Source organism: Clostridia bacterium, from assembly GCA_017405765.1.
Lineage (GTDB): Bacteria > Bacillota > Clostridia > Oscillospirales > RGIG577 > RGIG577.
In genome coordinates this window covers 1-14408 of sequence record JAFQZS010000034.1, presented here as the reverse complement: position 1 = coordinate 14408, position 14408 = coordinate 1, and the positions used below count along the sequence as shown (strand labels likewise).

General features: G+C 46.3%; 12 protein-coding genes and 6 tRNA genes. 11 read left to right on the top strand and 7 right to left on the bottom strand.

Going from position 1 to position 14408, the window contains the following annotated elements:
• The first annotated feature begins 101 nt into the window (after positions 1–101).
• From IJG50_05785 to IJG50_05745, 9 genes are all read left to right on the top strand, one after another.
• Positions 102–2222, top strand: a complete 2121-nt coding sequence (locus IJG50_05785; protein MBQ3379358.1) for a glutamine synthetase III — start codon at positions 102–104, stop codon at positions 2220–2222.
• A gap of 67 nt (positions 2223–2289) precedes the next feature.
• Positions 2290–3942 (top strand): polysaccharide biosynthesis protein, encoded by a 1653-nt coding sequence (locus IJG50_05780; protein MBQ3379357.1) that lies wholly within the window; start codon positions 2290–2292, stop codon positions 3940–3942.
• Positions 3942–4736 carry a nucleoside triphosphate pyrophosphohydrolase gene (gene mazG, locus IJG50_05775; protein MBQ3379356.1) on the top strand — a complete coding sequence of 265 codons (795 nt, stop codon included), beginning with the start codon at positions 3942–3944 and terminating at the stop codon, positions 4734–4736. The genes IJG50_05780 and mazG overlap by 1 nt, the downstream gene beginning before the upstream one ends.
• Before the next feature lie 56 nt (positions 4737–4792).
• Positions 4793–5065, top strand: coding sequence for an HU family DNA-binding protein (locus IJG50_05770; GenBank protein ID MBQ3379355.1), 273 nt, complete (start codon positions 4793–4795; stop codon positions 5063–5065).
• 80 nt (positions 5066–5145) lie between these two features.
• On the top strand, positions 5146–5388 hold the full coding sequence (locus IJG50_05765) for an RNA-binding S4 domain-containing protein (protein ID MBQ3379354.1): 243 nt from the start codon (positions 5146–5148) through the stop codon (positions 5386–5388).
• Positions 5389–5497: 109 nt separating this feature from the next.
• Positions 5498–5803 (top strand): anti-sigma factor antagonist, encoded by a 306-nt coding sequence (locus IJG50_05760; GenBank protein MBQ3379353.1) that lies wholly within the window; start codon positions 5498–5500, stop codon positions 5801–5803.
• 18 nt (positions 5804–5821) lie between these two features.
• Positions 5822–6256 carry an anti-sigma F factor gene (gene spoIIAB / locus IJG50_05755; protein ID MBQ3379352.1) on the top strand — a complete coding sequence of 145 codons (435 nt, stop codon included), beginning with the start codon at positions 5822–5824 and terminating at the stop codon, positions 6254–6256.
• Positions 6257–6259: 3 nt separating this feature from the next.
• Positions 6260–6988, top strand: coding sequence for a sigma-70 family RNA polymerase sigma factor (locus tag IJG50_05750; protein MBQ3379351.1), 729 nt, complete (start codon positions 6260–6262; stop codon positions 6986–6988).
• Between the two features lie 85 nt (positions 6989–7073).
• Positions 7074–9425, top strand: a complete 2352-nt coding sequence (locus IJG50_05745) for a beta-propeller domain-containing protein (protein MBQ3379350.1) — start codon at positions 7074–7076, stop codon at positions 9423–9425.
• Between the two features lie 126 nt (positions 9426–9551).
• Here the strand turns inward: IJG50_05745 and IJG50_05740 are convergent.
• The 7 genes from IJG50_05740 to IJG50_05710 all read right to left on the bottom strand — a co-directional run bounded on the left by IJG50_05740 (position 9552) and on the right by IJG50_05710 (position 11359).
• Positions 9552–9627: transfer RNA gene (locus IJG50_05740), tRNA-Lys, on the bottom strand.
• Positions 9628–9641: 14 nt separating this feature from the next.
• Positions 9642–9718, bottom strand: a tRNA-Gln gene (locus tag IJG50_05735).
• Between the two features lie 40 nt (positions 9719–9758).
• Positions 9759–9835 (bottom strand) — tRNA-His (locus IJG50_05730).
• A gap of 15 nt (positions 9836–9850) precedes the next feature.
• Positions 9851–9927 (bottom strand) — tRNA-Arg (locus IJG50_05725).
• 15 nt (positions 9928–9942) lie between these two features.
• Positions 9943–10016, bottom strand: a tRNA-Gly gene (locus IJG50_05720).
• Positions 10017–10200: 184 nt separating this feature from the next.
• Positions 10201–10917, bottom strand: coding sequence for a hypothetical protein (locus IJG50_05715; protein MBQ3379349.1), 717 nt, complete (start codon positions 10915–10917; stop codon positions 10201–10203).
• A gap of 76 nt (positions 10918–10993) precedes the next feature.
• On the bottom strand, positions 10994–11359 hold the full coding sequence (locus tag IJG50_05710) for a hypothetical protein (protein MBQ3379348.1): 366 nt from the start codon (positions 11357–11359) through the stop codon (positions 10994–10996).
• A 134-nt stretch (positions 11360–11493) separates the two neighbouring features.
• On the opposite strand from IJG50_05710, the gene IJG50_05705 reads away from it, so the two are divergent.
• Both IJG50_05705 and IJG50_05700 read left to right on the top strand, forming a co-directional pair.
• A complete protein-coding gene (locus IJG50_05705) occupies positions 11494–13878 on the top strand; it encodes a UvrD-helicase domain-containing protein (GenBank protein MBQ3379347.1) in 2385 nt (794 codons plus the stop codon).
• A 285-nt stretch (positions 13879–14163) separates the two neighbouring features.
• Positions 14164–14250 (top strand) — tRNA-Leu (locus tag IJG50_05700).
• The last annotated feature ends 158 nt before the right edge of the window (positions 14251–14408 follow it).

Here is a 14408-nt window from a genome sequence, read left to right as displayed (position 1 = left end):
AAAAACAGTCAGGCGGTCTTATATCAAAAACTACCCAATCATTTGGGAGAAAGGAAGCATCCATAAAGTCTAAACAGCTTCAATGGATTATGTGAATGTGTATGGATAATAATAGCTTTGTAATGGAGAAAGACTTTGCGTGTAACGTCTTTCACGAGAGCATAATCAAAGAACGTTTAAGCGCGCAGGCTTATCAGGAATTCAGAAAAGCCATAGACGGAGGATATCAGCTTTCACGCGAGGTTGCCGATGAGATAGCTCTCGTAATGAAGGAGTGGGCGCTTGAAAGAGGAGCGACTCACTATACGCACTGGTTTCAGCCGCTGAACGGTTCTACCGCCGAAAAGCACGAGGCTTTTTTGGCGGCGGAGCATGGGGGACACGCTATACTTGAATTCAACGGCAAGGTACTCATAAAAGGCGAGTCCGACGCTTCGAGCTTCCCGTCGGGAGGACTCAGAGCTACATTTGAGGCGCGCGGATATACTGCGTGGGACCCGACTTCGCCTACGTTTCTTAAGGAGGATATGTCGGGCGTTACTCTCTGCATACCTACTACGTTCTTATCTTATACGGGAGAAACGCTTGACGAAAAGACGCCGCTGCTTCGCTCAATGCAGGCGCTAAACGAGAAAGCGACACAGCTTCTTAAGCTTTTGGGACACAGTGATGTGAAAAAAGTTACTCCCAGCATCGGCGTAGAGCAGGAGTATTTCCTTATAGATTACAAGAAGTTCTTACAGCGCAAGGACATCGTTTTCACCGGACGCACGCTCATAGGCTCGCGTCCTCCCAAGGGACAGGAGCTTGAGGACCACTATTACGGCGCGCTTTCGGAGCGCATTTCCTCCTACATGAAGGAGCTCGACATCGAGCTTTGGAAGATGGGCATATTGGCTAAAACAAAGCACAACGAAGTTGCCCCCGCGCAGCATGAGCTTGCGCCCGTCTATACTACGGCCAACATTGCGTCGGACCAGAATCAGCTTATCATGGAAACGATGCAGCGCGTAGCGTACCGTCACGGTCTTGCCTGCCTTTTACACGAAAAGCCATTCTCCTACATAAACGGCTCCGGCAAGCATAACAACTGGTCTATCTCGACCGACACGGGAAAGAATCTGCTTGCCCCGCCAAAGAACGGCGGCGAACGCGAGAATCTTGAGTTTCTTTTGTTCATAGCGGCTATGGTACGCGCCGTTGACGAATACGCCGGTCTTCTCAGACTTTCCGCAGCCAATACGGGAAACGATCAGCGACTCGGCGGCGTCGAGGCTCCTCCGGCCATCGTTTCAATGTTTTTGGGCGAAGACATAACGAACAAGCTTCTCGACATCGCGGGAGAGACTCCCAAGCAGCCTGCACATAAGCAGAGCACGCTTACCGTAGGCGTAGGCGCAATACCCAGCGTATCCGCAGACGACTCCGACCGCAACAGAACTTCGCCGTTCGCGTTTACCGGCAACAAGTTCGAATTCCGTATGCTCGGCTCATCTGCGCCCGTATCCTTTGCAACGACTATAATCAATACGATAGCGGCGGAATCCTTTGAAATAATAACCGAACGCCTCAAAACGTATGAGGATATAAACACCGGCATACGCGAAATAATAAAGGATATCTACAAAAATCACAGTCGCGTTCTGTTCAACGGCAACGGCTACTCCCAGGAATGGGTCGAGGAAGCACGAAGAAGAGGTCTTCCCGAAATAACCAACATGGTAGACGCAGCAAAAGTCGTGGCCGAAAGAAAGACCATAGCTATTTTCAAGCGGTACAATATATACCAGATGTCAGAGCTTGCCGCAAGGTTTGATATAATGCTTGAAAAATATTCTAAGGAGAAGATAATAGAGGCGCGCACGCTCGTTGATCTCGTGCGCCGTCAGATAGTTCCGGCGTCGCAGAAATATCTGAAAGAAATATCAGAGACTTTATCAGCCGTAAGCGCGATAGACAAGGATGCGGCACAGAATCTGTCAATTCAGTTCAAGGTCGTTTCAACGCGAATAAACGCGCTTAATGAAGCTGTATATACTTTAAGACAGGATCTTAAAAAAATACTTGGGCGCGAATTTACGTTTGACAACGCCTGCTATTACCGCGACGTTATCTGCCGCGATATGGACGAAATAAGAAGATACAGCGACTCTTTGGAGCGTATCGTGGACGAAGAGCTTTGGCCTATACCGACTTATGCGGAGCTTTTATTCAATGTATAAGCAGTATATCGCATAAAAAGGCATTGCGCTCAATAATATTTATTAAAAACTTCGGGAGGCTTATCATTTGAACGAAAGACGATCCGCTCTTACGAACACCCAAAGTTCGTTTATGCACGGCGCGATGATCCTTATTGCGGCAAACGTCATTGTAAAAATAATAGGCGCGCTTTTCAAGGTTCCGCTTACAAATTTAATAGGCAGCGAAGGTATGGGGTATTTTCAGACTGCATACAGCATTTATCAGATGCTGTTCGTGCTTTCAACCGCCGGACTCCCCGTTGCAATATCAAAAATGGTATCTGAAAACGCCGCCTTGGGCAAATGGGCCGACGTAAAGCGAATATTCAATATATCGCTTCTCGTATTCATGGTCGTGGGGCTTGCTGCTTCGCTCATAATGTTCTTCGGAGCCGACGCCTTCTCAAAAGCAGCCAATAACGACAAAGCCATGACCAGCGTGCTCGTAATAGCGCCGGCGATATTCTTCGTTGCGATAATGTCTACCTTCCGCGGCTTTTTCCAGGGGCTTTCCAATATGATACCGACTGCTATGTCGCAGGTAGTAGAAGCGGCAGCAAAGCTCGTTGTCGGCTTTATTGCGGCCTATATGATAATCAAAGCCGGTCAGTCTATTGAGCTTGCGGCCTCCGGAGCCGTTACCGGCATAACCGTGGGCAGCGTTTTGGGCGCGATCCTCATGTGGGTGTATTACAACCGCTCCAAGCGAGTACGCGAAATCAAGAGCCTTGCAAAGGGACAAAAGGCAAGACCCGGCAGGGAAATATTCAAGCAGCTTTTAAAAATAGCCATACCCGTGACTATTGGCGCTTCGGTCATAAGCATAACGAATCTTATCGACCTTTTGCTCGTTATGAACCGTCTCGGAGACGCAGGCTTTTCGCAGGCGCAGGCAAATTCGCTCTACGGCACTTATACGTCTATGGCCGTAACGCTTTTCAACCTGCCGCCCTCGATAGTAGTAAGCTTAAGCATAAGCATAATACCTATAATCTCGGCAGCCTTTGCCGTAAAGGACAAAGCAAAGCTTCATTCCACCATAGGCTCGGGACTTCGCATAGGCATGCTTATCGCGATGCCGTGCGCCATAGGACTTGCGATGCTGAGCAAGCCCGTTTTAAGCCTTATATTCTTCAAGCGCCTTGAAGAAGTTGAGATCGCGGCTCCGCTGCTCACTTCGCTGGGCGCAGGCGTGCTTTTCGTCTGCATGGTCTCGATAACGAATTCAATGCTTCAGGCGATAAGCCGTCCGAATATACCCGTTTTTACCATGCTCTGCGGCGGCGTAGTAAAGCTCGTTACGAATTATTTCCTTGTGGGCACTCCGTCGATAAATATAAGCGGCGCTCCGATAGGTACCACGCTATGTTATGCTACGATAACGATACTTAACTTTATAATGCTTATAAGAGTTACGCACGTCCGTCCGAACTTTCTCAATATGCTCATAAAGCCGCTGGTAAGCGCGGCGGCTATGGGTATAGGCGCGCTTGCATGTTATAACGCAATATCAAGGATAATAAGTCCGCATATCGCCACGCTTGCGGCGCTCGTGATAGCTATGCTCATATACTTCTTCATGCTCGTCGCTCTGCGCGGTTTCATCCGCGAGGATCTGCTTCTTATGCCAAAGGGAAAGAAGCTCGTTTCGATAATGGAACGCCGCGGATGGATAAAAAAAGAAAGGATATCGAAATAATGGTTGACTTTGAGCGAAAAAACACTTATAATTTTGCCGATTTACTAAACATAATGAAGATCCTGCGCAAAGATTGCCCTTGGGACCGCGAACAGACTCACGATTCGATAAAGAGCAATTTTATCGAGGAAACGTACGAAGTCATTGACGCGATAGAGGAGCGAAACGACGAGCATTTAAAGGAAGAACTCGGCGACGTGTTGCTCCAGGTCGTATTTCATACGGAAATGGCCGAAGAATCCGACCGTTTCAATATGGACGACGTTACGACGGGCATATGCGAAAAGCTCATACGCCGACATCCTCATATTTTTTCGGACGTTAAGGCCGAAAATGCCGACGAAGTGCTTGACAACTGGGCCAAGATAAAAAAACAGGAAAAAGCCCAGAAAAAACAGTCGGACGTAATGAACGGCATTGCAAAAAGTCTTCCGTCTCCGATGTATGCATATAAGATACAAAAAGCAGCCGCCAAAGTAGGATTTGATTTTGAGACCGATGACGACGCTCTCTCAAAGCTCAAAGAGGAAACGGACGAGCTTTCGGATGCGTTAAAGAGCGGTAACAGCGAAAAGATCATGGAAGAGGGCGGTGACGTCATGTTCGCCTGCATAAACCTTTTAAGACGTCACAACGTAGACCCGGAGCTTTCTTTAATGAGCTCCAACAAAAAATTTATAAGTCGTTATTTATATATTGAAAAGCAGGCGAAGTTACGTTATAATATGAATATTGACAAGTTAAGCCTTAAAGAAATGGACGAGCTCTGGAATGAATCAAAACAAAAGGCTTAAACTAATGGCTCTGTATTCACTATAAAAAAGAGAAAATTAAATATTTGGAGGTTATCATGAACAAAAGCACATTAATAGCTACTGTTGCACAAAAATCTGGTTTATCAAAAAAGGATGCGGATCTCGCTGTCAACGCGGTACTCGACGTTATCACCGACGCGCTTAAAGAAGGCGATAAGGTACAGGTCATCGGTTTCGGTACGTTTGAAGTAAAAGAACGTCCCGCACGCAAGGGCAAAAATCCTCAGACCGGCGCAACAATAGACATTCCGGCGTCGAAAGCACCTGTTTTCAAGGCAGGTAAGGCTCTTAAAGATACTATCGCATAGTTGTTCATCGCGTAAATCATAGCTTCTGTTTTTTATAAACAGAAGCTATATTTGTATGATTTGTTTTTGAAAGGAATACCATGAGACTTGATAAATTCTTAAAGGTGTCGAGGCTGATAAAACGCCGCACCGTCGCAAACGAAGCGTGCGACGCGGGGCGGGTAAGCGTAAACGGACGCCCTGCGAAGGCGTCTTACGAGGTGAAAACGGGAGATATAATAGAAATATTATTCGGACAGAAAAGCATTAAAGTTAAAGTTACGGATATTAAAGAAACCGTAAAAAAGGACGACGCGACAAGCATGTATGAGGTCGTGATATAAACTGATTTAAACGCCGCCTTCGGGCGGTTTTTTTACGACAAACTTCTTAAGACTTTTTTTCTTTCACGCTCTAAAATACCTTTGTAAATGCTTTTTCGGAGGTATAGCCATGGAGATAACATACTCATACAACAAAAACGAGCTTACTGTATTCCTAAACGGGGAGCTTGATCATCATACCGCAAAAATGACGCGCGACGCCATAGACGATATTATTTCAATGAAGCCTGTAAATACGCTTATTATAAACATGGATAAGCTAACATTTATGGACAGCTCCGGCATAGGGCTTGTACTCGGACGCTATAAGCTTTTAAGCGAGATGGGCGGAAAAGTCGAGCTGTCTGTCAAAAACTCGGCGATACGTCGTATTTTTGAAATGTCCGGAGTGAATAAGCTTATACGTTTTAAATAAAGGGGAGGTATACATAAAATGACGGTCAACAATTACCTGAAGCTTCTGATACCGGCGCGCTCCGTAAACGAGGGGTTTGCACGCGCCGCAGTAGCGGCATTTGCCTCGCAGCTCGACCCTACGCTTTCCGATATCACCGAGATAAAAACAGCGGTGTCGGAGGCTGTTACAAACGCTATTGTGCACGCCTATAAGGACACGATGGGCGAGATACGCATACGAGCACGAATAATAAACTCCGACACTCTCGAGGTAAGCGTATCCGACAAAGGAAGCGGCATAGAGGATATCGAGCAGGCCAGAACGCCGCTCTTCACCACCTGCGAAACAGGGGAAAGAAGCGGTATGGGCTTTACGATAATGGAGAGCTTTATGGACAGCGTCAAAGTCACATCGCGCGTAGGATACGGCACGAAAGTTGTCATGCGAAAGCGCATAATCACACGGCAGTAAAAAATGAAGAATTCATATGCCGCCGAAAACGACAAGCTGATAATTAGGATCAAAAACGGAGACGAAAGCGCAAGAGAAGAGCTTGTACTAAACAACATGAAGCTTGTTTACAACATATGTTCGCGCTTTACGGGATACGAAACGCAGACGGAAGACCTTCATCAGATAGGCGCCATGGGGCTTATTCGCGCCGCGCGCGATTTTGACGTCTCTTACAACGTAAAGTTTTCGACATATGCCGTACCCTTAATACTTGGAGAGATCAAGCGATTCTTACGAGATTCATCCATGATAAAATCCTCAAGAAGCTTAAAGGAGCTTGCTTTCAAAGCGCAAAAAGCATCTATAGAGCTGACAGAGCTTTTGGGACGCGAGCCGAAGCTTCATGAGCTTTCAGAAATGCTTGGCGTAGACAGCGAGCTTATAGCCTCAGCATTTGAAGCTGCAAGAGCGCCTAAAAGCCTTAACTCGCCTATTTTCGAAGAAGACGGCCAAACTCTTGAAAACACCGTAGCAGTTTCAGGCGGCGAGGACGCGCTTTTAGACAGGATCGCTTTAAATTCTCTGATCTCAAAGCTTTCCGATAAGGAGCAGGCAATAATAAAACTCAGATATTTTCACGACCTTACGCAGTCACAAACCGCCTCGATCTTGCAAATATCTCAGGTGTCGGTGTCACGTATGGAAAAAAAGATAATAAAGAAGCTTAAAAATATGATGGATTTTGAATAAAATTTTAAAATTTTCATTATTTCATGAAACTTTTTATAATTATGATCGTCTTATTTAGAAACCACATAGGATAGGAGAGATAATTATGAAAAGATTTATGTCGGCTTTGCTTGCGATGCTGCTTATTATCGGCATTTTTTCCGCCGTGTCCGTAGGCCTTGCCCAGGACAACGGCCAAAGCGCCTCCGACAGCATCGTCGTATTCCGCCTTCACGATCCGAGATACATGAAGGACGGCAAAGTTTTATACCATGACGCAGACAATTCGGCAGTTACTCCGATAGTGAATCAAGACCGCACCTTGATCCCGCTTCGCTCCATTTCCGAGGCGTTCGGCGCGGACGTATCTTTTGAAAATAATGCGGCTGTCATTAAGATATCGGGCAAAAATATAATTTTCCCGATAAACGAAGCCTCATTTACCGTTGACGGCCAGTCTTACGGGCTCGACACAAAGACGATAATAAGAAACGACCGTTCCATGGTGCCGATACGCGCGCTTTGCGAAACGGCTCTCGGCCTCAAGGTCGATTTCTCCGACGGATATATAACTATCTATAAAGAGGACAAGTCCCAAGAATCCGGCAACGCATTAAAGGCCGCGCAGGACACTCTCGGCAATTTAAGATATTACGCTTCTCACAGCGAGATAAAATCTGTCGTCGGAGACTCGTTTTCCGATTATTTCGGCAGATACAACGCTGCTTACGTCCTTGAAGAGGAGGCAGAGGCCGACTCGGCGCGTGACGTAGGCGCTTCTGCCAATTCCACCGCCGTAAAAGCATCGCCTTCCGAATCCGCTGCCGAAGGCGGCATGGGCGGAGGCGGCGACGGCGACGACGCATACTCGCAGACTAACGTGCAGGTAGAAGGCGTTGACGAGGCCGACATATTGAAGACCGACGGAAAATACATATACTATATGAGCTACAATACAGTGTATATCGTTGAAACGGGCGACAACGGTCAGATGAAGCTTGCTTCCGAGATAACGGCCGGCGACGATACTTACTTCAACGATATGTATGTAGACGGCAGCAGGCTCGTGCTTGTCGGCGCTTCCGATTATTACAGGACCTACTCAAGCGAAAATACGGAAGACGACGTACTCTTTGACTCATACTACGGAAAGAGCTTTACGGTCGCTTTCGTGTATGATATATCCGACAAGAACTCCCCGAAGCTTGTAAAATCCTCCGAGATAGAAGGATACAATGTTTCCACGAGAAAGATAGACAACCTTGTATATATCATCACCGAAAAATACGTTTACGACGTTGACGACGATTTCTTCCCCGTATACCGCGACAGCCAGTCTAACGGCGGCAGCGCAGCTTTGATCGAGGCGAACAAAATTGCAATAATGCCCGAAATAAGCGATACGAGCTATCTTAATTTCGCCGTTATAGACATTACGGACAATTCTCCGGCAAATATCGAGTCGGTATTCGGAAGCGGAAGCACAGTCTACATGAACAAAAACTCCGTTTATCTTGCTTCATATGATTACGACCGGAAGACATACGAAGCAAATACAAAAGTAATGTATTTTGACCTCGAAGGAAAATCAGTGATCCCGCAGGGTGCAATAAAGCTTTCCGGCTCCGTTTTAGACCAGTTCTCCATGGACGAATATAACGGAAATCTGAGAGTCGTAACTACCGATTACAGCGGCGAACAGGGCAGCAGCCTTTATATCGTCGATCCCTCTGCTATGAGCATACTGGGCTCTATCACGGGCATAGCAAAGGGCGAGCGCGTATATTCGGCAAGATTTGACGGCAATACGGCTTACGTCGTAACGTATAAGCAGGTAGACCCGCTCTTCGTAATAGACGTATCCGACCCCGCGAACCCGAAGATCACGGGACAGGTGAAAGTCCCCGGATATTCGTCGTATCTCCATCCCGTAGGCGACGATCTGCTTTTGGGCATAGGCCGCGACACGAAGGACAGCTTTATAATAAACGACAGGGGACAGCGGGAAGAAATAGGCACTATCGACGACGGCTTAAAGCTTTCGCTCTTTAAGATAACGAACGGCGAGCCCGTTGAGGTGGATACCGTAAAGGTGGCCGACTCGCGCTACGTATACTCCGACGTGACTTACGACCACAAGGCTCTCATGGTAGATAAAGAGCGCAATAATTTCGGATTCTCCGTTGACGATTATTCCGACCCGACTTCCGCCAATATCGCGTTTATTTACAATATAAGCGGAGAGAAATTAAACGAGCAGGCAAGACTCAAAGTCTCGGATGATAATTACGTTTACATCGGTCAGGAGCGTTTGTGCTACATCGGCAACGTGCTCTACTACGTTGTTCAGGGAAAGGTATACTCGTATAACTACGGCGGAAATTATAACGAGCTTTCGACGATAGTTTTAAAAGAGAGCAGTGACGACGACTACTTGGTATACGATGCCGCAGAATAAACGGGGCGCGCTAGCGCCTGCAGCGTCATTATAGTGAATAAAGGCGGCCGGGCATATATTTGTCCGACCGCCTTATGTATTTATAAAAAACAGACGCCCTAAAACCGTGCGGCCTTAGGCGTCTGTTGGTGACCCATCCGCGATTCGAACGCGGGACACCTTGATTAAAAGTCAAGTGCTCTGCCAACTGAGCTAATGGGTCATAAATAAAAAAAGTGGCTGGGGTGGCAGGATTTGAACCTACGAATGCCAGAGTCAAAGTCTGGTGCCTTAACCAGCTTGGCTACACCCCAATATAGGTAAATATTTGTGGCATCTTAGGTCTCATAAAAGTGGGGTGGATAGTCGGAGTCGAACCGACGGCCTCCAGAGCCACAATCTGGCGCTCTAACCAACTGAGCTATATCCACCGCATAAAAATAAAGTGGCGCGCCTGAAGGGACTCGAACCCCTGGCCTACTGCTTAGAAGGCAGTTGCTCTATCCAGCTGAGCTACAGGCGCGTATAAAAAACATAATGGAGCGGGTGATGGGAATCGAACCCACGCGGCCAGCTTGGAAGGCTGGAATTCTACCATTGAACTACACCCGCATTTTTGCTGATCAAATACCCCAAAAAACAGATGCGATATCTAATCTGACTTGAAAAGAGTACCACAGAATTTTTTTAATGTCAAGATTTATAGGCAAAATAATTGAAATTATTTTCTCGTTATTCCTTTTTAATATAAACGGACTCTTTTTTAAAAGAGCCCGTTTGTCCGTGTACATATCATTTATTCAAGCGACATTTCACTGTAATCATCAGGCACTGAAAACAGGGAAGGATCAACATTATCTGTCATTTCTATAATATACATAACGCTGCTTTCGCCGTCGGTTATACCTTCTATGGCATAAAGCTTATCACCGTCGAAATAATAGCGCACAAGCGAGCCGCTGCCCGCAGTATATTCCTCGTAATAAAGATTTTTGCCGCCCAGCTTATTTTCTCCGACTCCGACAAAAACATACTCGTTCTCAGTCATCAGTTCTTCATCGTCAGTGTTCTCCATTTCATCTTCGGACACGCTCATTTTATAATACGTCTTGCTTGCGTCGTCTATAAGATACATAGTTGATTCATTTGAAATCGTAGTCATGGAAAAGTCTTCACTGACCATGCTCATATACAGCTTTTTGTCGTCGTAAGCCATTTTGTATTCGGCCTCTGTTGCTTCACCGTCGAGGACGTCTGTGCTCGTATAGTGGATAAAAAACTTGCCCTGCGTCATCATCTCAACATAAGGCTCGGAAAGCAGCCTGTCTTCTTCTGAAACGTCTGCTTCTTCGCTGCCGTTTTCTTCGGCGTCTTGTTGCATCTGTGCCGTTTCGGAAGCGGCGCTTTCGTCAGCCTTGTTATTCTCCGTGTCGTTATTTTTCTCCGAACAGCCCGATATCATAACGACTGATATCAGAAAAAGCAGCAGCATTATAGTCGCCTTTATTTTCATACATGTTGCCTCCTATATTTTTTATATGGTTAATTATACTATATTTTTAAGCATAGTTCAATAACAAAGTATGCTTTTAATACTTTAACACCGTGCCGCAGGCAGCGGTAAGACTCTCCTCATTTTCGCAAAATATTTTAAGGTATATCTTTTTAAATATCACCTCATGGATACTGTACTTATCCGTATAGAAAGCCAGATAGGCAAAATCATTCCAAGAGGGAATAATAAGATCAATATCCTCAAGGGAGAATATGATCTTGCGATCTTTGCACCTCCCAAGATGCTGAAGATGAACTGCGATATACACCCCTTTCGGCGCATTGAAAACCGACGCCATGCCTTCGGGACGGCCATATGCGCCGGTCGGCTTAATAATTGCCAAATATCTCGGTCTTTGAGCCGAGAACGGCTTCTTGCCGAATCCGAATAAATCCGTCATATGCAAATACGATCACCGCCCGATATATTATATGCTCTCCTACGTTTTCGCGCCTTTTTGTTGTAATATGGCGTTGATTGTGATAGAATGATTGCAGATCCACAAGAAGCAAACAGTTTTATTCGGAGATATTTATGAACGATATGGAGATAAACGAACAGTTCCTTAAACTCAGAAAACAAATGATCGAAATGCAGTATCCTCACTTAAACGATATGCAGAAGAAAGCCGTTTTTCAGACCGAGGGGCCCGTTTTAATACTTGCGGGCGCAGGCAGCGGAAAAACGACAGTTTTAGTCAACCGTATACTTAATCTTATAAGATTTGGAAACGCATATCACAGCGAAACTGTTCCTGCCGATCTATGTGAAGACGACATTTCTGACATGAAAGACTACATAGCTTCTCCCAATGACGAAAAGCTGTCAGAGCTTTTGCCGCTTATACGTGTAAAAAGAGCCGTACCGTACTCGATATTGGCGATAACCTTTACGAACAAGGCGGCAGGGGAACTAAAAGAGCGTCTAGCGCTTACCATAGGCCCCGAAGCGAACGATATATGGGCATGCACATTTCACTCTGCATGCGTAAGAATACTCAGGCGAAACAGCGAGGCTATTGGTTTTGATTCGAGCTTTTCAATATATGATGCAGACGACACAATGAGGCTTATCAAAGCGTGTGAAAAGGAGCTTAATATAGATGAAAAGCGATTCCCTGCGCGCGCAGTATATTCTCAGATAAGCGGCGCTAAAAACAAGCTTATATCCGAAGAAGATTTTGCTTCGCTGTCTTCAAAGGACTTTTATTTAAGCGAGATCTCTCGCATATATTCTCTATATCAAAAACGGCTCAGGGATGCGGGCGCGATGGACTTTGACGATCTTATCGTAAATACTGTAAGGCTTTTGTCCGAAAACGAATCAGTGCGCGATTTTTATCAGAACAAGTTCAAATACGTGCTTGTAGACGAATATCAGGATACCAATCATGCTCAGTATAAGCTTGTCAGTCTGCTTGCGGGCAAATATAAAAACATATGCGTTGTCGGAGACGACGACCAGAGCATATATAAATTCAGAGGCGCAACTATTGAAAACATTTTAAGCTTTGAGGACGAATACAACGATGCGCTTATTATACGTTTGGAGCAGAATTACCGCTCCACAAAAAACATACTCGACGCCGCGAACAGCATAATAAAGCATAATAAAACAAGGCGTAAAAAAACACTCTGGACAGATAATATCTCGGGCGAAAAGATAAAAGTCTACGAAGCCGCAAACGATGAGGACGAAGCGAGATTCGTGGCCTCGGTGATCTCTCGTCTTAACTCGCTTCAGGAAAAAAAATATTCGGACTTTGCCGTGCTTTATCGAATGAATGCGCAGTCCTATATGCTGGAACGCGCGCTCTCGCAAAGCGGCATACCTTACAGGCTCATCGGCGGCGTTCGATTTTATGAGCGCGCCGAGATAAAGGATATCGTGGCGTATCTCCAGCTTATAGAGAACACCTCCGACGATCTGAGGCTCAAACGCATAATAAACGTCCCCAAGCGAGGTATAGGCCAGGCTACCGTTGACACGCTTGAAGCGGCGGCCACGAGCGAGGGGATATCCATGTTTGAAGCCATATTGCGCTCAAGATCCATACCTGTGCTGTCTAACCTTTCAAAAAAGCTCGGCGTTTTTTCCGACATGATAAACGACCTTATTGCGCTGAAAGACAACATGGCGCTCAACGATTTCGTCATAATGGTCATGGGGCGCACCGGAATACTTGAAGAGCTTCAATCCCAGAAAACAGAGGACGCCCGTCAGCGCATTGAAAACCTTAAAGGACTCGTGTCAAACACCGTTGTATACATGAGAAGCCATCCTGACGACCCGTCGCTTCGCGGCTTTCTTGAGGAAATAGCGCTTTATACAGATCTTGACGCTCAGGACAACGCCTCTGACAGCGTGACCATGCTTACCATACACAGCGCCAAAGGTCTTGAATTTGATACGGTGTTTTTGATCGGCGCCGATGAAGGAGTCTTTCCGTCTTCACGCTCGTTTGATTTCCCTGACGAGATAGAGGAGGAGAGAAGACTTTGCTACGTTGCCGTAACACGCGCAAAGCGTCAGCTTTATATAACGCGCGCGCAGGAACGCCTTGTCTTCGGCAAAACGATGTATCCGCGTCCCTCGCGTTTTTTAGAGGAAATATCGGAAGAGTATAAAGAACCGGCCGTGAGCCGCAGAGCATCTCAAAGGCGCGCCGCATCGTCGCACATCAGTTATGATAACACTGCATATAATAAAGAGCCCACGTCCATGTTTAAAGGCCGGGGCGCCTCTTCTGCGCCTCAAAATCAATTCATCGTAGGTGAGAGGGTGCGTCACAGGAAATTCGGCGACGGCATGATCATTTCAATGAAACCCATGGGCAAAGACATTTATCTTGAAGTCGCTTTTGACAGCGTAGGAACAAAAAAACTGATAGCAAATATGGCCGGACTTAAAAAAATATAACGTCCTTGCGGCTTCGCTCTTGACGGGAAGGGAAAATTGATTTATACTGACAAAGTAATAAGGCGAATCATTTGCTCGCCGGTGTGATGGAATTGGCAGACGTGCCGGACTCAAAAGACATCAACTTCCGCTATCTTCCGCGAGAATCCGTGACCGGGAATTGCTTGAAACGCCGGGCTATTTTGGCAATCCTAAGAGGTTATCCTTTTTTGGGGGTGCCTCCATCGCTGACCGCCTAACGAGAGAAAGTATCAGAACGCATTCTCCCACCCAAAAAGCACCTATGCCGGTGTGGTGGAATTGGCAGACGCCCTGGATTCAAAATCCAGTGTCCGCAAGGACGTGCGGGTTCGACCCCCGCCACCGGCACCATCCGGGAATCCCGAAAGCCCTGTTCTCTGGGGGATTTCGGTATTTTCATATTCAATTCCGGATATGAATTTTGATTTACTGCGGGAAATAGTCAAGGATCTTATTGGCGGAGTTGATCTTGGAGTTGTAGTCCAGGTGGGTGTAGATGTTGCTGGTCG